Origin of the sequence: Streptomyces sp. NPDC015032, assembly GCF_043080425.1 — a bacterium.
Classification (GTDB): domain Bacteria; phylum Actinomycetota; class Actinomycetes; order Streptomycetales; family Streptomycetaceae; genus Streptomyces.
Genome location: NZ_JBIBVN010000002.1, coordinates 131,255 through 154,337, shown reverse-complemented (window position 1 = coordinate 154,337; position 23,083 = coordinate 131,255). Strand labels below are relative to the sequence as shown.

General features: G+C 69.5%; 22 protein-coding genes. 14 read left to right on the top strand and 8 right to left on the bottom strand.

Going from position 1 to position 23,083, the window contains the following annotated elements; translation table 11 throughout:
• Positions 1-6: 6 nt before the first annotated feature.
• The 6 genes from tpiA to ACF08M_RS03590 all read left to right on the top strand — a co-directional run bounded on the left by tpiA (position 7) and on the right by ACF08M_RS03590 (position 5,466).
• Entirely contained in the window at positions 7-795 is a 789-nt protein-coding gene (tpiA, locus tag ACF08M_RS03615) for a triose-phosphate isomerase (protein ID WP_392183574.1), read from the top strand.
• Positions 796-908: 113 nt separating this feature from the next.
• Positions 909-1,145 (top strand): preprotein translocase subunit SecG, encoded by a 237-nt coding sequence (gene secG, locus ACF08M_RS03610; protein WP_392183573.1) that lies wholly within the window; start codon positions 909-911, stop codon positions 1,143-1,145.
• Between the two features lie 108 nt (positions 1,146-1,253).
• The gene (locus ACF08M_RS03605) at positions 1,254-1,589 is read left to right on the top strand and encodes an RNA polymerase-binding protein RbpA (protein WP_072483070.1); all 336 of its coding nucleotides are present in this window, start codon (positions 1,254-1,256) and stop codon (positions 1,587-1,589) included.
• 154 nt (positions 1,590-1,743) lie between these two features.
• Positions 1,744-3,396: a glucose-6-phosphate isomerase gene (pgi, locus tag ACF08M_RS03600; RefSeq protein ID WP_392183572.1), complete on the top strand. Its 1,653-nt coding sequence runs from the start codon at positions 1,744-1,746 to the stop codon at positions 3,394-3,396.
• 4 nt (positions 3,397-3,400) lie between these two features.
• Complete coding sequence (locus tag ACF08M_RS03595) at positions 3,401-3,904, top strand: PH domain-containing protein (protein ID WP_392183571.1); 504 nt, start codon at positions 3,401-3,403, stop codon at positions 3,902-3,904.
• Positions 3,901-5,466: a PH domain-containing protein gene (locus ACF08M_RS03590; protein WP_392183570.1), complete on the top strand. Its 1,566-nt coding sequence runs from the start codon at positions 3,901-3,903 to the stop codon at positions 5,464-5,466. The genes ACF08M_RS03595 and ACF08M_RS03590 overlap by 4 nt, the downstream gene beginning before the upstream one ends.
• Before the next feature lie 270 nt (positions 5,467-5,736).
• Here ACF08M_RS03590 and pgl read toward each other — a convergent pair whose 3' ends face one another.
• From pgl to tkt, 5 genes are read right to left on the bottom strand one after another with little or no spacing between them, the layout of a single operon-like run.
• A complete protein-coding gene (pgl, locus tag ACF08M_RS03585) occupies positions 5,737-6,519 on the bottom strand; it encodes a 6-phosphogluconolactonase (RefSeq protein ID WP_392183569.1) in 783 nt (260 codons plus the stop codon).
• A complete protein-coding gene (gene opcA, locus ACF08M_RS03580; protein WP_392183568.1) occupies positions 6,516-7,529 on the bottom strand; it encodes a glucose-6-phosphate dehydrogenase assembly protein OpcA in 1,014 nt (337 codons plus the stop codon). The genes pgl and opcA overlap by 4 nt, the downstream gene beginning before the upstream one ends.
• The gene (gene zwf, locus ACF08M_RS03575; protein WP_392183567.1) at positions 7,526-9,058 is read right to left on the bottom strand and encodes a glucose-6-phosphate dehydrogenase; all 1,533 of its coding nucleotides are present in this window, start codon (positions 9,056-9,058) and stop codon (positions 7,526-7,528) included. Before zwf ends, opcA begins: the two co-directional genes overlap by 4 nt.
• Positions 9,059-9,063: 5 nt before the next feature.
• A complete protein-coding gene (tal, locus tag ACF08M_RS03570) occupies positions 9,064-10,182 on the bottom strand; it encodes a transaldolase (RefSeq protein ID WP_392183566.1) in 1,119 nt (372 codons plus the stop codon).
• 34 nt (positions 10,183-10,216) lie between these two features.
• The gene (gene tkt / locus ACF08M_RS03565; RefSeq protein ID WP_392183565.1) at positions 10,217-12,319 is read right to left on the bottom strand and encodes a transketolase; all 2,103 of its coding nucleotides are present in this window, start codon (positions 12,317-12,319) and stop codon (positions 10,217-10,219) included.
• A 465-nt stretch (positions 12,320-12,784) separates the two neighbouring features.
• On the opposite strand from tkt, the gene ACF08M_RS03560 reads away from it, so the two are divergent.
• Together ACF08M_RS03560 and ACF08M_RS03555 are read left to right on the top strand one after the other, a co-directional pair.
• Positions 12,785-13,738, top strand: a complete 954-nt coding sequence (locus tag ACF08M_RS03560) for a heme o synthase (protein ID WP_392183564.1) — start codon at positions 12,785-12,787, stop codon at positions 13,736-13,738.
• A 98-nt stretch (positions 13,739-13,836) separates the two neighbouring features.
• Positions 13,837-14,193, top strand: coding sequence for a hypothetical protein (locus tag ACF08M_RS03555; protein WP_392183563.1), 357 nt, complete (start codon positions 13,837-13,839; stop codon positions 14,191-14,193).
• Between the two features lie 132 nt (positions 14,194-14,325).
• Here ACF08M_RS03555 and ACF08M_RS03550 read toward each other — a convergent pair whose 3' ends face one another.
• The 3 genes from ACF08M_RS03550 to ACF08M_RS03540 form a co-directional block, all read right to left on the bottom strand.
• Positions 14,326-15,339: a heme A synthase gene (locus ACF08M_RS03550; protein ID WP_392183562.1), complete on the bottom strand. Its 1,014-nt coding sequence runs from the start codon at positions 15,337-15,339 to the stop codon at positions 14,326-14,328.
• Positions 15,340-15,434: 95 nt separating this feature from the next.
• A complete protein-coding gene (locus tag ACF08M_RS03545; RefSeq protein ID WP_392183561.1) occupies positions 15,435-16,202 on the bottom strand; it encodes an ABC transporter permease in 768 nt (255 codons plus the stop codon).
• Entirely contained in the window at positions 16,199-17,125 is a 927-nt protein-coding gene (locus ACF08M_RS03540; protein WP_392183560.1) for an ABC transporter ATP-binding protein, read from the bottom strand. Before ACF08M_RS03540 ends, ACF08M_RS03545 begins: the two co-directional genes overlap by 4 nt.
• A 100-nt stretch (positions 17,126-17,225) precedes the next feature.
• Between ACF08M_RS03540 and ACF08M_RS03535 the strand changes: the two genes are divergently transcribed.
• From ACF08M_RS03535 to ACF08M_RS03510, 6 genes are all read left to right on the top strand, one after another.
• Positions 17,226-18,011 (top strand): helix-turn-helix transcriptional regulator, encoded by a 786-nt coding sequence (locus tag ACF08M_RS03535; protein ID WP_392183967.1) that lies wholly within the window; start codon positions 17,226-17,228, stop codon positions 18,009-18,011.
• On the top strand, positions 18,008-19,429 hold the full coding sequence (gene sufB, locus ACF08M_RS03530; RefSeq protein ID WP_392183559.1) for a Fe-S cluster assembly protein SufB: 1,422 nt from the start codon (positions 18,008-18,010) through the stop codon (positions 19,427-19,429). The genes ACF08M_RS03535 and sufB overlap by 4 nt, the downstream gene beginning before the upstream one ends.
• Before the next feature lie 69 nt (positions 19,430-19,498).
• The gene (sufD, locus tag ACF08M_RS03525; RefSeq protein WP_392183558.1) at positions 19,499-20,716 is read left to right on the top strand and encodes a Fe-S cluster assembly protein SufD; all 1,218 of its coding nucleotides are present in this window, start codon (positions 19,499-19,501) and stop codon (positions 20,714-20,716) included.
• Positions 20,716-21,033 (top strand): bifunctional 3-phenylpropionate/cinnamic acid dioxygenase ferredoxin subunit, encoded by a 318-nt coding sequence (locus tag ACF08M_RS03520; protein ID WP_093539686.1) that lies wholly within the window; start codon positions 20,716-20,718, stop codon positions 21,031-21,033. The genes sufD and ACF08M_RS03520 overlap by 1 nt, the downstream gene beginning before the upstream one ends.
• 7 nt (positions 21,034-21,040) lie before the next feature.
• Positions 21,041-21,805 (top strand): Fe-S cluster assembly ATPase SufC, encoded by a 765-nt coding sequence (sufC, locus tag ACF08M_RS03515; RefSeq protein WP_266736468.1) that lies wholly within the window; start codon positions 21,041-21,043, stop codon positions 21,803-21,805.
• The gene (locus ACF08M_RS03510) at positions 21,802-23,058 is read left to right on the top strand and encodes a cysteine desulfurase (protein ID WP_392183557.1); all 1,257 of its coding nucleotides are present in this window, start codon (positions 21,802-21,804) and stop codon (positions 23,056-23,058) included. Before sufC ends, ACF08M_RS03510 begins: the two co-directional genes overlap by 4 nt.
• Positions 23,059-23,083: the final 25 nt, after the last annotated feature.

The following is a 23,083-nucleotide window of genomic DNA, read 5'->3' as shown; positions in this document are numbered from 1 at the left end:
CCTTTCATGACTGCTACTGCCCAAGGCCGGACCCCGCTGATGGCGGGCAACTGGAAGATGAACCTCAACCACCTCGAGGCCATCGCACACGTCCAGAAGCTCGCCTTCGCCCTGGCCGACAAGGACTACGACGCCGTAGAGGTCGCCGTCCTGCCGCCCTTCACCGACCTGCGCTCCGTGCAGACGCTGGTCGACGGCGACAAGCTGAAGATCAAGTACGGCGCCCAGGACATCTCGGCGCACGACTCCGGCGCGTACACCGGTGAGATCTCCGGCCCGATGCTCGCCAAGCTGAAGTGCACCTACGTCGCCGTCGGCCACAGCGAGCGCCGCCAGTACCACGGCGAGACCGACGAGATCTGCAACACCAAGGTGAAGGCCGCCTTCAAGCACGGCCTGACCCCGATCCTCTGCGTCGGCGAGGAGCTGGAGGTCCGTGAGGCGGGCAACCACGTCACGCACACGCTCGCGCAGGTCGACGGCGGTCTCAAGGACGTGCCCGCCGAGCTGGCCGAGTCGATCGTGATCGCGTACGAGCCGGTCTGGGCGATCGGGACCGGCAAGGTCTGCGGCGCCGACGACGCCCAGGAGGTCTGCGCGGCGATCCGCGGCCGCCTCGCCGAGCTGTACTCGCAGGAGCTGGCCGACACGGTCCGTATCCAGTACGGCGGCTCCGTGAAGTCCGGGAACGTCGCCGAGATCATGTCGAAGCCCGATGTGGACGGCGCGCTGATCGGCGGCGCCGCACTGGACGCCGACGAGTTCGTCAAGATCGTCCGCTTCCGCGACCAGTGAGTATGCGGTAGCGCGGATCCGTCGTACCCTTGCGGGGGCCGAGGAGGGGAAGCCTCCCGGCCCCCGTTGTTCGCATATGCAGTCCAGAGAATTCCGGAAAGTAGGGACCAGCCGTGATTTTGGCGTTCGAGATCGCCCTGATCGTCTTCAGCCTGCTGCTGATGCTGCTGGTGCTGATGCACAAGGGAAAGGGCGGCGGCCTCTCCGACATGTTCGGTGGCGGGATGCAGTCGTCCGTGGGCGGCTCCTCGGTCGCCGAGCGGAACCTCGACCGGATCACGGTCTTCGTCGGCCTGGCCTGGTTCGCGTGCATTGTTGCGCTTGGTCTGCTGATCAAGCTGGACAACTGACCCGTCGTACGCGATTCCCGTGAGGGTGTAACTCCTTTCACTGGACGCGCGTTGGGCCTTACGTAGACTGGGGCATCTTCGAGCACCATCACGCAGGGAGTTACGACCGTGGCAAGTGGCAACGCGATCCGGGGAAGCCGGGTCGGAGCGGGGCCGATGGGGGAGGCCGAGCGGGGCGAGTCCGCACCGCGCCTCCGCATCTCCTTCTGGTGCTCGAACGGGCACGAGACGCAGCCGAGCTTCGCCAGTGACGCGCAGGTACCGGAGACTTGGGACTGCCCGCGCTGTGGTTTCCCGGCCGGCCAGGACCGGGACAGCCCGCCGGACCCGCCGCGCACCGAACCGTACAAGACGCACCTCGCGTACGTACGTGAGCGGCGCAGCGATGCGGACGGCGAGGCCATTCTCGCCGAGGCCCTGGCGAAACTCCGGGGCGAGATCTAGTTGTTGTTCACCGGCCGGGCACCCACAAGGTGTCCGGCCGGACCGCTTTTGCCGTGCCGCGGCTCACCCTCGCCTCGTCAACCCTTCTGATCAATTAGGTTGGAAGGGCGGCGGGGCATCTGCAAGTACGAGAAGAAGTGGGCTGAAATCCGGGATGAACACACCAAGCCGAACCAGGCTCAACCAGACGCCCGAGTGGACCGCTCTGGGCAAGCACCGCGAGCAGCTGGGGACGACGCATCTGCGGCAGCTCTTCGCGGACGACCCGGAGCGCGGCACCGGATACGCCCTCCGGGTCGGCGACCTGTACGTCGACTACTCCAAGCACCTGGTCACCGGTGAAACGCTCCGGCTGCTGCGCGAACTCGCCGCGGCCACCGGAGTGGCGGCTTTGCGGGACGCGATGTTCCGCGGCGAGAAGATCAACACCACCGAGGACCGCGCCGTCCTGCACACCGCGCTGCGTGCCCCGCGCGACGCCGTGATCGAGGTCAACGGCGAGAACGTGGTGCCGGCCGTGCACGCGGTGCTCGACAAGATGGCGGCCTTCTCCGACCGCATCAGGTCGGGGGAGTGGACCGGCCACACCGGCAAGCGCATCAAGAACGTCGTCAACATCGGCATCGGCGGCTCCGACCTCGGCCCCGCCATGGCGTACGAGGTACTGCGCTCCTTCACGGACCGCTCGCTCACCGTCCGCTTCGTGTCGAACGTCGACGGTGCCGACCTCCACGAGGCCGTGCGCGATCTCGACCCGGCCGAGACGCTCTTCGTCATCGCGTCGAAGACCTTCACCACGATCGAGACGATCACCAACGCCACCTCCGCCCGCAACTGGCTCCTGACCGGTCTGAGTGCCGGTCAGGACGCGGTCGCCAAGCACTTCGTGGCGCTGTCGACCAACGCCGAGAAGGTCGCGGACTTCGGCATCGACACCGCCAACATGTTCGAGTTCTGGGACTGGGTCGGTGGTCGCTACTCCTACGACTCCGCCATCGGTCTCTCGCTGATGATCGCCATCGGCCCCGGCCGGTTCCGCGAGATGCTCGACGGTTTCCACCTCGTCGACGAACACTTCCGTACCGCCCCCGCCGAGGACAACGTCCCGCTGCTGCTGGGCCTGTTGGGCGTCTGGTACGGCGCGTTCTTCGACGCCCAGTCGCATGCCGTGCTGCCGTACAGCCACTACCTGTCCAAGTTCACCGCGTACCTGCAGCAGCTGGACATGGAGTCCAACGGCAAGTCCGTGGACCGGGACGGCCATCCGGTCGACTGGCAGACCGGACCGGTCGTCTGGGGCACCCCCGGCACCAACGGGCAGCACGCCTACTACCAGCTGATCCACCAGGGCACCAAGGTCATCCCGGCCGACTTCATCGGCTTCGCCGAGCCGGTCGCCGACCTGCTGCCCGGTCTGGTCGCCCAGCACGATCTGCTGATGGCCAACTTCTTCGCCCAGACCCAGGCGCTGGCCTTCGGCAAGACGCCGGACGAGGTACGTGCCGAGGGCGTCGCCGAGGAGCTGGTGCCGCACAAGACCTTCGAGGGCAACCACCCGACGACGACGATCCTCGCCGACAGGCTGACGCCGTCCGTCCTGGGCCAGCTGATCGCGCTGTACGAGCACAAGGTCTTCGTCCAGGGCGCGGTCTGGAACATCGACTCCTTCGACCAGTGGGGCGTCGAACTGGGCAAGGTACTCGCCAAGAAGATCGAGCCGGTGCTGACCCGGGGCACCGGTGGCGAAGCGCTGGACAGCTCGACCGCCGCGCTCGTCCGGGCGTACCGCGCCCGCAGGGGGCGCTGAGCCGATGACCACGGGGGAGCGGACGGTGCGGCTGAGGCCGCCGAACAACACACTGGACCCGAGGGCGGTCGGCTGGTGGCGGGCCCGGTGGCTGCTGCTGACGGCGGCGCCGGTGGTCGTCCTGGCCGTGCTGGGCGCGCTCATCGAACCCGCCCGGTTCTGGCTGCTGATGCCCGCCGCGGTCCTCGCGGTCCTCGGCATCGGCTGCGCCGTCCTCTTCCCCCTCTGGTGGTTCCGTATCCACCGCTGGGAGGTCACCGACGAAGCGGTGTACGTCAGAACCGGCGTCCTGCGTCAGGAGTGGCGCATCGCCCCGATGTCCCGCATCCAGACCGTGGACACCGTGCGAGGCCCGCTCGAACAGTTCTACCGGCTTGCCACGGTCACCGTGACCACCGCGTCGTCCAAGGGCGCGGTACGGATCGAGGGGCTGGGCCATGAACTGGCGGCCGAACTGGCCGAGCGGCTGACCCGGATCACCCAGGGCACCCGCGGGGACGCCACATGAGCGCCGGGGCGGCCGTCCCGTCGGACGCCGGAGGCGCCGACAGCACCGACGGCCTCGGCCCGGCCGCCGACTGGCGGCGGCTGGACCGGCGTACGGTCCTCGTCAGCGCACTCGTCACGGCCGGGGTGGCGGCGGGCGCCGCCGTTCCCACCACGCTCGGGCTCTCCGGCCGGTTCGGCCTCGGGCACGCGGTCGCCTGGGTACTGGCGGGCTCGATCGTGCTGATCGGCTGCGCCGCGGCCGGCGACCACGTGCGGTGGCGCCGCACCCGTTACCGCATCGGCGCCGAACGGGTCGAGCTCCACACCGGGCTGCTCCTGGTCAAGAAGCGCTCGCTGGCCCGTGAACGCATCCGCAGCGTCGACCTCACCGCCCATCTGCTGCAACGGGTCCTCGGCCTGGTCACCGTCCGCATCGGCACCGGCGAGCAAGCGGGCGGCGAATCCACGCTGGAACTGGACCCGGTCCCCAGGGCCGAGGGCGAACGGCTCCGCCGCGAACTGCTGGAGCGTACGGTCCGCGGCGCCCCGGGCACCCATCGCGAGGGCGAGCTCGTGGCCCTCGACCCGCGCTGGATCCGCTACGCCCCGGTCTCGTTCGTCGCCCCCGCCCTCGGCGGCGCCGCAGCCGGTGCGGTGATGCAGGTCAGCGACTGGTTCGGGGCGCAGGGGCAGGTGATCGACTGGGTCGGCGACCGGTTCCGGGACACCTCACTGACGGCCATGATCGTGATCCTCACCGTAGTGGCGGCGGCCGTCGGCGCCGTCGGCGCGCTCGGCCTGTGGGTCGAGATGTGGTGGAGCTACCGGCTGGAGCGCGAACCCGGCGGCACCCTGCGCATCCGGCGCGGCCTTCTGACCTCCCGGTCCGTCTCCATCGAGGAGCGGCGGCTGCGCGGCGTCGACCTCGTTGAACCGCTCGGCATCCGGCTGTTCGGTGCCGCCCGCGTCGACGCGATCACCACCGGACTCGCCAAGGACGACGACGAAGAGCACGGCGACCACAACACCCTGCTGCCCGCCGCGCCCCGGTCCGTCGCCGACACGGTGGCCGCCGACGTCCTGCGCGAGACCGCGTCCCCGACGGGTGCCCCGCTGACCGGGCATCCCCTCGCGGCCCGCGCCCGTCGGCTGCGCCGGGCACTCTGGGCCGTCGCCGTCCTGGTAGCCGTCCTGGCCCTGCTGGGCGTGCTGCTGACACCCGTACTGCTCTGGACCGCGCTCGGCTGCGCGGTCGTCGGGTTGCCCGTCGCGATGTTCCTCGCCCGGGACGCGTACCGCGGTCTGGGGCACACGATCAGCGGTGACTACCTGGTGGTCCGATCGGGCACGGTCCGGCGCTCGACCGCCGCGCTGGAGCGGGCCGGTGTCATCGGCTGGACGGTCCGGCAGACGTACTTCCAGCGGCGGTCCGGGGTGCTGAGCCTCACCGCGACGACGGCCGCCGGAGCGGGCGCGTACACGGTGTACGACGCGGATGTGAGCGAGGGCCTCGACTTCGCCTCGGAGGCCGTTCCGAGCCTGCTGGAGCCCTTCCTGGAGCGCGTCCCGCCGGCCGGGTGAGCCGTGACGGCCGGCCGCGCGCCGTACCGACGAGGCGGACTTTGCCGTGCCCCCGGTCGCCGCGGGCACGACGGAATCCGGGCCGTCCGGGTACGGATCCGAAGCGCCCGGCACCCCTCCGTGCCATGCCGCGGGCCCGGCCGCTCCGAGGAGCGGACCGGGCCCGGGCACCAGCTACTGACGACCGCTCAGAGTCTGTCGGGTGACCTTCGATCGGGAAGCGTGCGTGCCAGGACGTGGCCGCCCGATCAGAGGTACCCCGACAGGCTCTCAGGGTGAGGCCGGCGGATACAGCGCGCGCGGCAGCCGCGAGGCCGCCGCCGCGTCCAGCAGCCACAGGGTGCGGCTGCGTCCGTACGCACCGGCCGCCGGGGCCTGGATCTCCCCGGCGCCCGAGAGCGCGATCTCCGCGGCCTCCGCCTTGTCCTCACCGGCGGCGAGCAGCCACACCTCGCGGGCCGCCCGGATCGCAGGCAGCGTGAGCGAGATGCGGGTGGGCGGTGGCTTGGGAGCGCCGTGCACACCGACGACGGTGCGCTCGGTCTCCCGTACGGCGGGCAGTTCCGGGAAGAGCGACGCCACATGCGTGTCCGGGCCGACGCCCAGCATCAGCACGTCGAACGTCGGCACCGGACCGTGGTCCTCCGGACCGGCCGCGGCGGCCAGTTCCTCGGCGTACACGGCCGCCGCCGCGTCGGCGTCGTTGCCGCAGGGGCCGTCCGAGGCAGGCATCACGTGCACCCGGGACGGGGTCAGCGGCACCGAGTCCAGCAGGGCCTCGCGGGCCTGCGTGACATTGCGCTCCGGGTCGCCCTCCGGCAGGAACCGCTCGTCGCCCCACCACAGATCGAGTCGCGACCAGTCGATCGCGTCCCGGGCGGGCGCTTCGGCGAGGGCGGCCAGCAGGCCGTTGCCGTTGCGCCCGCCGGTGAGGACCACCGAGGCGTAGCCGCGCGCGGCCTGGGCGTCCACGATCCTCGTGATCAGCCGGGCCGCGGCGGCCTGCGCCATCAGCCCCTTGTCGCGGTGCACGACAAGCTGAGGAGCACTCACTTCGCCGCCGCCTTCTTGGCCGCCGTCTTCTTCGCGGCGGCCGGGGCGGCGGGCTCGGCAGACTTGGGCTCGGCCGGCTTCGCCGGTCCGCCGAGCTTCTCCACGCCGAACTTCACCGTCGCCTCGTAGGTGTTGTCCGGGTCCAGCCGCCGCATCTCCTCGGCGAGCAGCTCGGCGGTCTCCCGCCGCTTGAGCGCCACCGCGCGGTCGGGCTGGCCCTGCATCGAGAGCGTGGCCAGCGAACCGTCGGGCCGGTCCAGGACGATGACACCGTTCTTGGTCTCCATCCGCACGGCCGTCAGGCCGGGACCGTCGGACAGGGTGCGTTCCACCGGAATCTTGAGCCGGTCCGCGAGCCACATGGCGAGCAGCTCACAGCTCGGGTTCTCCGACTCGCCCTCGACCGTCGCCGAGACGACCTCGACGTGCTGCTGGTCGAGCGCGGCAGCCAGCATCGAACGCCACGGCGTGATGCGGGTCCAGGCCAGATCCGTGTCGCCCGGGGCGTACGACCGGGCGCGCGCCGCGAGTTCGTCACCCGGGCGCTCCGCCGAGTATGCGTCCGTGATCCGGCGCTGGGCGAGTGCTCCCAGCGGGTCCTTCGCCGGGTCGGCGGGGGCGTCCTCGGGCCACCAGACCACGACCGGGGCGTCCGGCAGCAGCAGCGGCAGGACCACCGACTGGGCGTGGTTGGCCAGTTCGCCGTGGAGACGCAGGACGACGGTCTCGCCGGTGCCCGCGTCGGAGCCGACCCGCACCTCGGCGTCGAGCCGGGCGTCCCGCCGGCTGCGCGGCGAGCGGCTGACCCGCTTGATCACCGCGATGATCCGCGAGGGGTGCTCGCGCGAGGCGTCGCCGGCCGACTTGAGGGCGTCGTAGGCGTTCTCCTCGTCGGTGACGATGACCAGGGTCAGTACCATGCCGATGGCCGGGGTGCCGATGGCACGGCGGGCCGATACCAGCGCCTGGTTGATCTTGCTGGAAGTGGTCTCCGTGAGATCGATCTTCATGGCCGGCGCCAGCTCCGTCCGTCTCGTGCGAGCATCTCGTCCGCCTCGGCCGGGCCCCAGGTGCCCGCCGGGTACTGCGCGGGCTTGCCGTGCTTGTCCCAGTACTCCTCGATCGGGTCGAGGATGTTCCAGGAGAGTTCGACCTCCTGGTGCCGCGGGAAGAGGTTGGCGTCGCCGAGCAGCACATCGAGGATGAGCCGCTCGTACGCCTCCGGGCTGGACTCCGTGAAGGACTCGCCGTACGCGAAGTCCATCGTGACGTCCCGGACCTCCATCGAGGTGCCGGGCACCTTGGAGCCGAACCGCACGGTCACCCCCTCGTCCGGCTGGACCCGGATGACCAGGGCGTTGCCGCCCAGCTCCTCCGTCGCACCGGACTCGAAGGGCAGATACGGGGCGCGCTTGAAGACGACCGCGATCTCCGTGACCCGGCGGCCGAGCCGCTTTCCGGTGCGGAGGTAGAACGGCACGCCCGCCCAGCGGCGGTTGTTGATCGTCAGCTTGATCGCGGCGAAGGTGTCGGTCGTCGACTTGGGGTCGATGCCGTCCTCCTCCAGATAGCCGGGGACCTCCTCGCCGCCCTGCCACGCGTGCGCGTACTGGCCGCGCACCGTGTGCTTGCCCAGGTCCTCCGGCAGCTCCACGGCCGTGAGCACCTTGAGCTTCTCGGCGACCAGGGCCTTCGGGTGGAAGGAGCCGGGCTCCTCCATGGCCGTCAGCGCCAGCAGCTGGAGCAGGTGGTTCTGGATGACGTCACGGGCGGCACCGATGCCGTCGTAGTATCCGGCCCGGCCGCCGATGCCGATGTCCTCGGCCATCGTGATCTGGACATGGTCGACGTACGACCTGTTCCAGATGGGCTCGAACATCGTGTTGGCGAACCGCAGCGCCAGGATGTTCTGGACCGTCTCCTTGCCCAGGTAGTGGTCGATCCGGAAGACCTCGTTGGGCGGGAACACGTCGTGCACGATCTGGTTGAGCTCCTGCGCGCTCTTGAGATCGTGGCCGAAGGGCTTCTCGATGACGGCACGCCGCCAGGAGCCCTCCTTCTGGTCGGCGAGCCCGTGCTTCTTGAGCTGCTGGACGACCTTGGGGAAGAACTTCGGCGGCACGGACAGGTAGAAGGCGAAGTTGCCGCCCGTGCCCTGCGCCTTGTCCAGCTCCTGGATCGTGGCCTTCAGCGTCTCGAAGGCATCGTCGTCGTCGAAGTTGCCCTGGACGAAGCGCATCCCCTGGATGAGCTGCTGCCAGACCTCTTCGCGGAACGGTGTACGGGCGTGCTGCTTGACGGCGTCGTGGACCTCCTGTGCGAAGTCCTCGTCCTGCCATTCGCGGCGCGCGAAACCGATGAGGGAGAAGCCCGGCGGCAGCAGGCCGCGGTTGGCCAGGTCGTAGACGGCGGGCATCAGCTTTTTACGGGACAAATCGCCCGTGACGCCAAAGATCACCAGGCCCGACGGTCCCGCGATGCGCGGGAGCCGTCGGTCCTGGGGGTCACGAAGCGGGTTGGCTCCGGGAACACCAGACAAGGTGGTCAGCCCTCCGAAGGGGCGAGGCGCTTGAGCTCCGCCTCGGTCGAATTGAGCAGGTCGATCCAGGACGTCTCGAACTTCTCGACGCCCTCGTCCTCAAGGAGCTGGACGACGTCGTCGTAGGAGATCCCGAGCTTCGCGACGGCGTCGAGCTCGGCACGGGCCCGCCCGTAGGTACCGGTGATGGTGTCGCCCGTGATCTGTCCGTGGTCCGCCGTGGCGTCCAGAGTGGCCTCGGGCATGGTGTTCACCGTGCCGGGGGCGACCAGGTCGTCGACGTACAGGGTGTCCTTGTACGCGGGGTCCTTGACGCCGGTCGAGGCCCACAGCGGACGCTGCTTGTTGGCCTGCGCCTTGTCCAGGGCGGCCCAGCGCTCCGAGCCGAAGACCTCCTCGTACGCCTGGTAGGCGAGCCGGGCGTTGGCGAGTGCCGCCTTGCCCTTGAGCGCCTTGGCCTCGTCGGTGCCGACCGCGTCGAGCCGCTTGTCGATCTCGGTGTCCACCCGGGACACGAAGAACGAAGCCACCGAGTGGATCTTGGACAGGTCCAGGCCCGCGGCCTTCGCCTTCTCCAGACCCGCCAGGTAGGCGTCCATGACCTCGCGGTAGCGCTCCAGGGAGAAGATCAGCGTGACATTGACACTGATGCCCTTGCCGATGACCTCGGTGATCGCCGGGAGGCCGGCCTTCGTCGCCGGGATCTTGATGAGCGTGTTGGGCCGGTCCACCAGCCAGGCCAGTTGCTTGGCCTCGGCGACGGTGGCGTCGGTGTGGTGGGCCAGACGCGGGTCGACCTCGATGGAGACCCGGCCGTCCTGGCCGTCCGTGGCATCGAAGACCGGACGAAGGATGTCCGCCGCGTCCCGCACATCGGCCGTCGTGATCATGCGGATGGCCTCGTCGACGGTGACCTTGCGGGTGGCGAGGTCGGTGAGCTGCTGCTCGTAGCCGTCGCCGTGCGAGATCGCCTTCTGGAAGATCGACGGGTTGGTGGTGACGCCCACGACATGCTGCTCGTCGATCAGCTCGGCGAGGTTGCCCGAGGTGATCCGCTTGCGCGACAGGTCATCGAGCCAGATCGCCACGCCCTCGTCGGAGAGGCGCTTGAGTGCGTCTGTCATGAGAATTGCATCTCCTACTAGTCGTATAACGGCGTCAGCGCGTGGCGGCGGCGAGAGATTCCCGCGCTGCGGCGGCGACGTGCTCGCCGGTGAAGCCGAACTCACGGAAGAGGACCTTGGCGTCGGCCGAGGCACCGAAGTGCTCCAGCGAGACGATCCGGCCGGCGTCTCCGACGTACCGGTGCCAGGTCAGACCGATACCGGCCTCGACCGCGACCCGGGCCTTCACGGAGGGCGGCAGAACGCCGTCCTTGTACGCCTGGTCCTGCTCCTCGAACCACTCGACCGACGGCATCGACACCACCCGGGTCGGGATGCCGGCCGCCTGCAGCTCCTCGCGCGCCTCGACGGCGAGGTGCACCTCGGAGCCCGTACCGATCAGGAGGACCTGGGGCGCCGTGTTCTGCCCCTCGGGCCCTTCGGCCTCGAAGAGCACGTAGCCGCCCTTGGCCGCGTCCTCGTTCGCCTCGTACGTCGGCACGCCCTGGCGGGTCAGCGCCAGACCGTGCGGGGCCCCCTTGCCGAACACCTTGGTGTAGCGGCGCAGGATCTCGCGCCAGGCGATGGAGGTCTCGTTGGCGTCGGCCGGGCGGACGATGTTCAGGCCCGGGATGGCGCGCAGCGAGGCCAGGTGCTCCACCGGCTGGTGGGTCGGGCCGTCCTCGCCGAGACCGATCGAGTCGTGCGTCCACACGTACGTCACCGGCAGGTGCATCAGCGCGGACAGCCGAACGGCGTTGCGCATGTAGTCGGAGAACACCAGGAAGGTGCCGCCGTAGATGCGGGTGTGGCCGTGCAGCGCGATGCCGTTCATGGCCGCGGCCATGGCGTGCTCGCGGATACCGAAGTGGATCGTGCGGCCGTACGGGTCGGCGCCGGGCAGCGGGTTGCCCGCCGGGAGGAACGACGACGTCTTGTCGATCGTCGTGTTGTTCGAGCCCGCCAGGTCGGCGGAGCCGCCCCACAGTTCGGGGATGACCTCGCCCAGTGACTGGAGCACCTTGCCGGAGGCGGCACGGGTGGCGACGCTCTTGCCCGGCTCGAAGACCGGAAGCCTGTCCTCCCAGCCGGTGGGCAGCTCGCCCGCGGAGATCCGGTCGAACTCGGCGGCGCGCTCCGGGTTGGCGGTGCGCCAGGCGGCGAGGGACTTCTCCCACTCGGCCTTGGCCTCGCGGCCGCGGTCCAGCGCCTCACGGGTGTGGGAGATGACCTCGTCGGAGACCTCGAAGGACTTCTCCGGGTCGAAGCCGAGGACCTTCTTCGTCGCGGCGACCTCTTCGTCACCGAGCGCCGAGCCGTGCGAGGCCTCGGTGTTCTGGGCGTGCGGGGCGGGCCAGGCGATGATCGAGCGGGCCGCGATGAACGACGGGCGTCCGGTCTCGGCCCTGGCGGCCTGCAGTGCCTTGTACAGACCCGCCGGGTCCAGGTCGCCGCTGGGCAGCTGGGCGACGCGCTGGACGTGCCAGCCGTAGGCCTCGTACCGCTTCAGGGTGTCCTCGGATACCGCGGTCTCCGTGTCGCCCTCGATCGAGATGTGGTTGTCGTCCCACAGCAGGACCAGGTTGCCGAGCTTCTGGTGCCCGGCCAGCGAGGACGCCTCCGCGGAGATGCCCTCCTGGAGGCAGCCGTCGCCGGCGACGACCCAGACCATGTGGTCGAACGGGGAGGTGCCGGGGGCCGCCTCCGGGTCGAACAGGCCGCGCTCGTAACGGGCGGCCATCGCCATGCCCACCGCGTTCGCGACGCCCTGGCCCAGCGGGCCCGTGGTCGTCTCGACGCCGGTGGTGTGGCCGTATTCCGGGTGGCCCGGGGTCTTCGAGCCCCAGGTACGGAAAGCCTTGAGGTCATCGAGCTCCAGGCCGTAACCGGCCAGGTAGAGCTGGATGTAGAGGGTCAGGCTGCTGTGCCCCGCGGAGAGCACGAACCGGTCGCGACCGGTCCACTCCGCGTCGGCGGGGTCGTGCCGCATCACCTTCTGGAAGAGGGTGTACGCGGCGGGAGCCAGGCTCATCGCCGTGCCCGGGTGGCCGTTTCCGACCTTCTGTACGGCGTCGGCGGCAAGGACGCGGACAGTGTCCACGGCCCGCTGGTCCAATTCGGTCCACTGGAGATCTGTGGTGGTCGGCTTGGTGCTCACCCTGAGTCAGGGCTCCTCTCCACTGTTGTAAACCGGTGACTGTGACCGCACCGGGCGTTGTCGAGCCTACCCCCGTCGGAACAAGCATTTTCCGGCTGCTTTCCAGGGTGCAGGCGGTCCGCGGAGTTCGCCTCCCGTATGAGCGCGACGGCTCACTTCTGGGCCCTCCGATGAGCACGTCCTCCTACTTCTGGGCCCTCCGATGAGCTTGTCTCCTCACTTATGCGCCCTCCGATGAGCCTGTCTCCTCACTTATGCGCCGCCTCCGCGCACCCATCGCTCCGGGCGCGCGATCACTTGGTCCCGGGTCGCTCCGATGAGCCGGGCTCCGTGCCTCCGCGCCACTTCAACACGACCCCACCCCCGCGAAGGGCGGCCTGTCTCCCAACGTCTACAGTGGTCTGGTTCGCGCAAGTCTTTACCGGGCCTTCACGCCCGGAGCTTGCTGGGATTTCTCTGTCAGGGGTGTGCGTGACGGCCGTCGAGTCCCGACCCGCAGGGGTCGCCTTGACTCCCAGCCCAGGGGGCCATCGCCCGTTCGGGGCCCGTGTCAAGGCATTCGTGGCGCTGACCAAGCCTCGGATCATCGAGCTGTTGCTGATCACCACTGTTCCGGTGATGTTCCTGGCCGCTCAAGGTGTACCCGATCTGTGGCTCGTTCTGACCACCACCATCGGGGGATATCTCTCCGCGGGCGGTGCCAACGCGCTGAACATGTATATCGACCGCGACATCGACGCGCTGATGGACCGTACGTCGCAGCGCCCGCTGGTCACCGGCATGGTGAGCCCGCGTGAGTGCCTGGCCTTCGGCTTCGCGCTCGCCGCGATCTCGACGGTCTGGTTCGGTCTGCTGGTCAACTGGCTGTCGGCTGCGCTGTCGCTCGGCGCGCTGCTTTTCTACGTCGTCGTCTACACGATGCTGCTCAAGCGCCGCACCTCGCAGAACATCGTCTGGGGCGGCATCGCGGGCTGCATGCCGGTTCTCATCGGCTGGTCGGCCGTGACGAACTCCATGTCGTGGGCGGCCGTCATCCTCTTCGCCGTCATCTTCTTCTGGACGCCGCCGCACTACTGGCCGCTCTCCATGAAGGTGAAGGACGACTACGCCCGGGTCGGCGTCCCGATGCTGCCGGTCATCGTCTCCAACCGGGTGGTGGCCCGCCAGATCGTGGTCTACAGCTGGGTGATGGTCGCCGTCTCGCTGCTGCTGACCCCGCTCGGCTACACGGGCTGGTTCTACACGGCGGTGGCCCTGCTGACCGGCGGGTTCTGGCTCTGGGAGGCACACGCCCTGCTCAACCGGGCCAAGGCCGGAGTGACCGGCGGGAAGCTCAAGGAGATGCGGCTGTTCCACTGGTCGATCACCTACGTCTCGCTGCTCTTCGTCGCGGTGGCGGTCGACCCCTTCCTGAGGTAGTCCCGCTCCATCGAGTCCTGCCGACGGGCGGGGTACGTGGCCCACACCACGTGCCCCGCCCGTCGCACGTTGATCTACCCGTCGGTAGCATCCTGGATATGGCAGAGACGGCAGAGACCCAGGTGAAGAGCGGCAAGCAGGCGGCCCGCGCGGAGCGCAGGGCGGCGAAGCTCGCCAAGCAGATCGGTGCCTTCGCCAAGGCGCACGGCGGTGCTGAGGGACAGCTCGCCTACATCGGGCAGATGGGCACGCGCATCGTTCTCGTGGGCGAGGACGGCGACTGGGGCGATCTGGTGGCCCCGTCGTACGCGGTCGCCGAGAACGCCACCCGGAAGGCAGGGATCACGATGCACGAGTCCTTCGACGGGGACTTCGCCGCGAAGGTCCGCACCGGCCCGTACGAGTGGACGCGGATGGCCGGCATCCAGGTGGGCGGCCCGTCCAACAGGGCCTGACCGGACGGACCCTCGTCCCTGCGCCCCCGCGCATACGCCGATCGCCGGCCGGGCCCGACTTCGGGCCCGGCCGGCGATCGGCGTATGCGCGGGGGCAGCCGGCGAGTGCCCGGGGGTTCTCCCGGGCTCGGCTCAGCCCGCCGCGGCCGGCTCCGGCTGCTCGGCGGCGGGGCCGGGCACCGCGGCGACGGCGACCGGGCGCTCCCGCAGCGACAGCAGCACCCGCACGACCGCGATCCACACCAGGCATGAGCCGAGCATGTGCAGGCCGACGAGGATCTCGGGGGTGTTCGTGAAGTACTGGACGTAACCGATCACGCCCTGCCCCATCAGCACCAGGAAGAGATCACGGGCCCGGTGGAGCGGGCCGGCCGGTGCGTCCACGGCCTTCAGCACGAACCAGAGCGCGACGGCCAGCGCCACCACGACCCAGGCCAGATCGGCGTGCAGCTGCGAGACCAGCTTCCAGTCGACCGGAATGCGGGGGACGTCGCTGGAGTCGCCCGCGTGCCGTCCGGCGCCCGTGACGACCGTGCCGACCGCGACCAGCAGCCCCGCGGCGACCGCGAGCAGCCAGGCCAGCTGGGAGACCGCCTTGCCCACCAGCGGACGGGGCGCCGAGTCGCCCTCACGGACCCGCTGCCAGGTCACCAGCGCGACGGTGAGCAGCGCCGTGGTGAGCAGGAAGTGCGCGGCGACGGTGTAGGGGTTGAGGCCGACCAGCACCACGATGCCACCGAGCACCGCGTTGCCCATGACCACCCAGAACTGCGCCCAGCCGAGCCGGGTGAGGCTGCGCCGCCAGGGCTTCGCGGACCGGGCGGCGATGATCGCCCACCCGACGGCCGCGCACAGGACGTACGTCAGCATCCGGTTGCCGAACTCGATGACGCCGTGGAAGCCCATCTCGCTCGTTGCCGTGAGGCTCTCGTCGGTGCACTTGGGCCAGGTCGGGCAGCCGAGGCCGGAGCCGGTCAGCCGTACGGCGCCGCCGGTCACGACGATGAGCACGGCCATCACGACGGCCGACATGGCCGCACGGCGGACGGTACGGGGGGACGGAGTCCACCGCTCGGCGATGTAGAGGAGCGGGTTCCGCGCGGCTTGAGCGACTTCGGCTCGGGTCAGCTTGGGCACGCGCACCATCGTAGGCGGCGGCTTGTGCAAGCTTTCACGAGGGGGACGAGTTGCCCGAAACGCCGACGGAGTATGTCCGCGGGGTCACTCGCCGCGGAGGAGTCTCACTCCCAGCGGAAGAACTTCGCCGCCGCGCCCAGCCCGAGCACCGCCCACACCAGGAGGATGCCGAGGTCGCCCCACGGCATCGACGCGCCGTGCTGGAGCACGTCCCGCAGCCCGTCCGAGAGCGCCGTGATCGGCAGCAACCCCAGCGCCGACTGCACCACGTCCGGGAACTTCTCCAGCGGCACGATGACCCCGCCGCCGACCAGCAGGAGCAGAAAGACCAGATTGGCCGCGGCGAGCGTCGCCTCCGCCTTCAGCGTGCCGGCCATCAGCAGCCCGAGGCCGGAGAAGGCCGCGGTGCCGAGTACGAGCAGCATCAGGACGGCGAAGGGGCTGCCGTGCGGCGACCAGCCCAGCGCGAACGCGATCACCGTGAGGAGCACCACCTGGAGCACCTCGGTGACCAGCACCGCGAGCGTCTTGGCGGTCATCAGTGCCCAGCGGGGCAGCGGCGAGGCGCCGAGCCGCTTGAGCACCCCGTACCGCCGTTCGAAACCGGTGGCGATGGCCTGGCCCGTGAACGCCGTGGACATCACGGCGAGCGCGAGAACGCCGGGCGTCAGGAATTCCACGGACCTGCCGGCGCCCGTGTCCACGATGTCGACCGCGCTGAACAGCACCAGCAGCAGCGTGGGGATGACCACCGTCAGCAGCAGCTGCTCGCCGTTGCGCAGCAGCATCCGCGTCTCCAGCGCGGCCTGCGTGGTGATCATGCGGAACAGCGGGGCGGCGCCCGGCCGCGGGGCGTACGTACCGGCGCTCATGCGCGCAGCTCCTTGCCGGTCAGTTCCAGGAAGACGTCCTCCAGGGTGTGACGCTCCACGGAGATGCCGGACGGCATCACTCCGTGCTGCGCGCACCAGGTGGTGACGGTGGCCAGCAGCTGCGGGTCGACGTCGCCGCTGATGCGGTACGTGCCCGGGGTGAGCTCGGCCGCCTCCGTGCCGTCGGGCAGCGCCTTCACGAGGGAGCCCAGGTCGAGACCGGGGCGGCCGGTGAAGCGCAGGGTGTTCTCGGCGCCGCCGCGGCAGAGCGTCTCCGGGCTGCCCTGGGCGATGACCTTGCCCGCGTCGATGACGGCGACATCGTCGGCGAGCTCCTCCGCCTCGTCCATGAAGTGCGTGGTGAGGACGACCGAAACGCCGTCGGCACGCAGCTCCCGTACGAGATCCCAGGTGGAGCGGCGGGCCTGCGGGTCGAGGCCGGCGGTCGGCTCGTCCAGGAAGACCAGTTCGGGGCGGCCGACGACGGCCATCGCCAGGGCGAGCCGCTGCTGCTGGCCGCCGGAGAGCCGGCGGTAGGCCGTACGCCCGCAGCCGCCGAGGCCGAGGCGCTCGATCAGGGCGTCGACGTCCAGCGGGTGGGCGTGGAGCTTCGCCATGTGGCGGAGCATCTCGTCGGCGCGTGCCCCGGAGTAGACGCCGCCCGACTGGAGCATCACGCCGATCCGGGGGCGGAGCTTCGCGGCGTCGGCGACCGGGTCGAGGCCGAGGACCCGTACCGTCCCGTCATCCGGACGGCGGTAGCCCTCGCAGGTTTCTATGGTGGTGGTCTTGCCGGCGCCGTTGGGGCCGAGGACGGCGGTGACCGCGCCGGTGCGTACACACAGGTCGAGGCCGTCCACAGCGGTCTTGGGGCCGTACCGCTTCACCAGGTTCCTGACCTGTACGGCGGGCTCGCTCTTCATGGCCGGTAAGTCTAGGCAGGGGCGGGAAGGGGCCGGGGCGCGGGGCCGAATTAGGTGACCCTAAGTGATGAACGGCACCGTAGATCGTTTCGGACCGTGGTTGTCAGGGCGCGATGAATTACGCAACAATGACGTTGTGAAAAGCGGCGAGGCCAAGCGGGAGTCACCCCAGGAGGAACTCGCGACCGGAGAGCGTTCGACGCGCAACCGGGTCGCGCGCTCCATCCTGGACCACGGCCCGTCCACCGTCGCCGAGCTGGCCGAGCGCCTCGGTCTCACCCAGGCCGCGGTCCGCCGCCACCTCGACGCCCTCGCCTCCGACGGTGTCGTCGAGGCCCGCGAACAGCGGGTGTACGGAGCGCGGACCCGGGGCCGTCCGGCCAAGGTGTTCGCCCTCACCGACTGCGGGCGGGACGCCTTCGACCAGTCCTACGACAAGCTGGCCGCGGACGCGTTGCGCTGGATCGCCGAGACCTCGGGCGACGAGGCGGTCGTCGCTTTCGCCCGGGCCAGGATCGCGGCCCAGTCCGCGGCGTACCGCGCGGCGGTCGAGGCCGCGGACCCGGCGGCGCGCACCGAGGCATTGGCCAAGGCCTTGTCGGCCGACGGGTACGCTGCTATGGCGCGTAGCGCGCCCGGCCCGCAGCAGGGCGAGCAGCTGTGCCAGCACCACTGCCCGGTCGCCCATGTCGCCGAGCAGTACCCGCAGCTGTGCGAGGCGGAGACGGAATTCTTCTCCACTCTCCTCGGGACGCATGTGCAGCGTCTGGCCACCATCGCCCACGGCGACGGTGTGTGTACGACGTACATTCCGCGCAGCGGCCACGCAGCACCACAGACCACCAATTCAGCATCTGCAAGCACGGCCGGGAGGAACCCCGCATGACGCTCCCCACGGAGACTGCCCACCCTGAGCTCGAGGGGCTGGGCACGTACGAATTCGGCTGGGCCGACTCCGACGCGGCAGGCGCCGCGGCCAAGCGCGGGCTCTCCGAGGATGTCGTCCGCGACATCTCGGCGAAGAAGAACGAGCCCGAGTGGATGCTGAAGCTGCGCCTCAAGGGCCTCAGGCTCTTCGACAAGAAGCCCATGCCGAACTGGGGCTCCGACCTGTCGGGCATCGACTTCGACAACATCAAGTACTTCGTGCGGTCCACGGAGAAGCAGGCGGAGTCCTGGGAGGATCTGCCCGAGGACATCAAGAACACCTACGACAAGCTCGGCATCCCGGAGGCGGAGAAGCAGCGCCTGGTCGCCGGTGTCGCCGCGCAGTACGAGTCCGAGGTCGTCTACCACCAGATCCGCGAGGACCTGGAGGAGCAGGGTGTCGTCTTCCTCGACACCGACACCGCGCTGAAGGAGCACCCGGAGCTCTTCAAGGAGTACTTCGGCACCGTCATCCCGGTCGGCGACAACAAGTTCGCCTCGCTGAACACGGCCGTGTGGTCCGGTGGCTCGTTCATCTACGTGCCCAAGGGTGTCCACGTCGACATCCCGCTGCAGGCCTACTTCCGTATCAACACGGAGAACATGGGCCAGTTCGAGCGGACGCTGATCATCGTCGACGAGGACGCCTACGTCCACTACGTCGAGGGCTGCACCGCGCCGATCTACTCCTCCGACTCGCTGCACTCCGCGGTCGTCGAGATCATCGTGAAGAAGGGCGGCCGCTGCCGCTACACGACGATCCAGAACTGGTCGAACAACGTCTACAACCTGGTCACCAAGCGCGCCGTGGCCTACGAGGGCGCGACCATGGAGTGGGTCGACGGCAACATCGGCTCCAAGGTCACCATGAAGTACCCGGCCGTCTACCTGATGGGCGAGCACGCCAAGGGCGAGACCCTGTCCATCGCCTTCGCGGGCGAGGGCCAGCACCAGGACGCCGGCGCCAAGATGGTCCACATGGCGCCGAACACCTCCTCCAACATCGTCTCCAAGTCGGTGGCGCGCGGCGGCGGCCGCACCTCCTACCGGGGTCTCATCGAGATCGGCGAGGGCGCGCCGGGCGCGAAGTCCAACGTGCTCTGTGACGCGCTGCTGGTCGACACGATCTCGCGCTCCGACACCTACCCCTACGTCGACGTCCGCGAGGACGACGTGTCGATGGGGCACGAGGCGACGGTCTCCAAGGTCTCCGAGGACCAGCTCTTCTACCTGATGAGCCGCGGTCTGACGGAGTTCGAGGCGATGGCGATGATCGTGCGCGGCTTCGTCGAGCCGATCGCGAAGGAACTGCCGATGGAGTACGCCCTTGAGCTCAACCGGCTGATCGAGCTGCAGATGGAGGGTTCGGTCGGCTGACGCGGCCCCGCGCAGCCCGACGACCGGATTCCCCGACCACTGACAGAGAAAGCGAGCACCACGACAGCCATGGCTGAGGCTCAGAACTCCCCCACTCTCGGCTCCGCTCGAGCAGGGGGACCCCCTCCGGCGGGTTCCACCACCACCGGATCCATCGCGGTGGCCGCCGAGTCGACCGTCGCCACGCGCATGAGCGCGCCCCCGTCGTTCGACGTCGCGGACTTCCCGGTCCCGCACGGCCGCGAGGAGGAGTGGCGGTTCACCCCGCTGGAGCGGCTGCGCGGACTGCACGACGGCACGGCCGTCGCCACCAGCGGTGCCGTGAAGATCGCGGTCGACGCGCCCGAGGGCGTCACGGTCGAGACCGTCGGCCGCGACGACTCCCGGCTCGGGAAGGCCGGCACTCCGGTGGACCGCGTCGCCGCGCAGGCGTACACGTCCTTCGAGCAGGCGTCCGTCGTCACGGTCGCCAAGGAGGCCGTGCTCACCGAGCCGATCCGCATCGCGGTGCACGGCGAGGGCGGCGTGGCCTTCGGGCACCAGGTCGTCGAGCTGGGCGCCTTCGCCGAGGCCGTCGTCGTCATAGACCACACCGGTGACGCGGTGCTCGCCGCCAACGTGGACTACGTCCTCGGTGACGGCGCGAAGCTGACCGTCGTCTCCGTGCAGGACTGGGACGAGACCGCGGTACACGTCGGACAGCACAACGCGCTGGTCGGCCGGGACGCCTCGTTCAAGTCGATCGTCGTCACCTTCGGCGGCGACCTCGTCCGCCTCCACCCGCGCGTCAGCTACGCGGGCACCGGCGGCGAGGCCGAGCTCTTCGGTCTGTACTTCACCGACAGGGGCCAGCACCAGGAGCACCGCCTCCTGGTCGACCACAACACCCCGCACTGCAAGTCCAACGCCGCCTACAAGGGCGCGCTCCAGGGCGACGGCGCGCACGCGGTGTGGATCGGTGACGTCCTCATCCGGGCCAGGGCCGAGGGCACCGACACCTACGAGATGAACCGCAACCTCGTCCTCACGGACGGCGCGCGCGTCGACTCGGTGCCGAACCTGGAGATCGAGACCGGCGAGATCGTCGGCGCCGGCCACGCCTCCGCGACCGGCCGGTTCGACGACGAGCAGCTCTTCTACCTGATGTCCCGCGGCATCCCGGCCGAGGAGGCCCGCCGACTCGTCGTGCGCGGCTTCTTCGCCGAGCTCGTCCAGCAGATCGGGCTGCCGGACGTCGAGGCGCGGCTGCTCGAAAAGATCGAGGCCGAGCTGAGGGCGTCCGTCTGATGGCCTTCGTCAAAGCGTGCGCGCTCAGTGAGCTGGAGGACGACACCCCGAAGCGGGTGGAGCTCGACGGCGTCCCGGTCTCCGTCGTCCGTACCGAGGGCGAGGTGTTCGCGATCAACGACATCTGCTCGCACGCGAACGTCTCGCTGTCCGAGGGAGAGGTGGAGGACTGCATGATCGAGTGCTGGCTGCACGGCTCCAGCTTCGACCTCCGTACCGGCAAGCCGTCCGGCCTTCCCGCGACGCGCCCCGTCCCCGTATACCCCGTCAAGATCGAAGGGGACGATGTGCTCGTCTCCGTCACCCAGGAGTCCTGAGTCACCCATGGCAACGCTTGAAATCCGCGACCTGCACGTCTCCGTCGAGGCCGACAACGCCACGAAGGAGATCCTCAAGGGCGTCGACCTGACCGTGAAGCAGGGCGAGACCCACGCCATCATGGGCCCCAACGGGTCCGGCAAGTCCACCCTCGCGTACTCCCTCGCGGGTCACCCCAAGTACACGATCACCAGCGGTTCGGTGACCCTGGACGGCGAGGACGTCCTGGAGATGACCGTCGACGAGCGGGCCCGCGCCGGCCTGTTCCTGGCGATGCAGTACCCGGTCGAGATCCCCGGCGTCTCGGTCTCCAACTTCCTGCGCACCTCCGCCACCGCCGTCCGCGGCGAGGCGCCCAAGCTGCGCACCTGGGTCAAGGAGGTCAAGGAGACGATGGGCCGGCTCCAGATGGACCCGGCGTTCGCCGAGCGCAATGTGAACGAGGGCTTCTCCGGCGGTGAGAAGAAGCGTCACGAGATCCTTCAGCTGGAGCTCCTCAAGCCGAAGGTCGCGATCCTCGACGAGACCGACTCCGGCCTGGACGTCGACGCCCTGCGCATCGTCTCCGAGGGCGTCAACCGGGTCCGCGAGACCGGCGAGGTCGGCACCCTGCTGATCACGCACTACACGCGGATCCTCCGTTACATCAAGCCCGACTTCGTGCACGTCTTCGCCAACGGCCGCATTGCCGAGTCCGGCGGTGCCGAACTCGCCGACAAGCTGGAGAACGAGGGCTACGAGGCATATGTGAAGGGTGGCGCTTCCGCGTGACACAGCTGCCGGGCCTCCTCGACACCGAGGCGATCCGCAAGGACTTCCCCCTGCTGGATCGGACGGTCCACGACGGGAAGAAGGTCGTCTACCTGGACAGCGCGGCGACCTCGCAGAAGCCGCGCCAGGTGCTCGATGCCCTCAACGAGTACTACGAGCGGCACAACGCCAATGTGCACCGCGGCGTGTACACGATCGCGGAAGAGGCCACGGCGCTGTACGAAGGCGCCCGTGACAAGATCGCCGCGTTCATCAACGCGCCCAGCCGCAACGAGGTGATCTTCACCAAGAACGCCTCCGAGTCGCTCAACCTCGTCGCCAACATGCTCGGCTGGGCCGATGAGCCCTACCGGGTGGACCACGACACCGAGATCGTCACCACGGAGATGGAGCACCACTCCAACATCGTGCCCTGGCAGCTGCTCTCGCAGCGCACGGGCGCGAAGCTGAAGTGGTTCGGCATCACCGACGACGGCCGTCTCGACCTGTCCAACATCGACGAGATCATCACGGAGAAGACGAAGATCGTCTCCTTCACCCTGGTCTCCAACATCATGGGCACGATCAACCCGGTCGAGAAGATCATCCGCCGCGCCCAGCAGGTCGGTGCGCTGGTCTGCATCGATGCCTCGCAGGCCGCCCCGCACATGGTGCTCGACGTGCAGGCGCTGCAGGCCGACTTCGTGGCCTTCACCGGCCACAAGATGGTCGGCCCGACCGGCATCGGCGTGCTCTGGGGACGGCAGGAGCTCCTGGAGGACCTGCCGCCGTTCCTCGGTGGCGGAGAGATGATCGAGACCGTGTCGATGCACTCGTCGACGTACGCCCCCGCGCCGCACAAGTTCGAGGCCGGTACGCCCCCGATCGCCCAGGCCGTCGGCCTCGGTGCGGCCGTGGACTACCTCTCGGCGATCGGCATGGAGAAGATCTACCAGCACGAGCACGCGATCACCCAGTACGCGGTGAAGCGGCTCCTGGAGGTCCCGGACCTCAGGATCATCGGTCCCGCGACCGCCGAGGACCGCGGCGCCACGATCTCCTTCACGCTCGGCGACATCCACCCGCACGATGTGGGCCAGGTGCTCGACGAGCAGGGCATCGCGGTCCGGGTCGGACACCACTGCGCACGGCCGGTCTGCCTGCGGTACGGAATTCCTGCGACGACGCGAGCGTCGTTCTATCTGTACTCCACGCCCGCCGAGGTCGATGCCCTGGTGGACGGACTGGAACACGTACGGAACTTTTTCGGTTAATTGGCAGAGCGGCTGAGGGTTGACT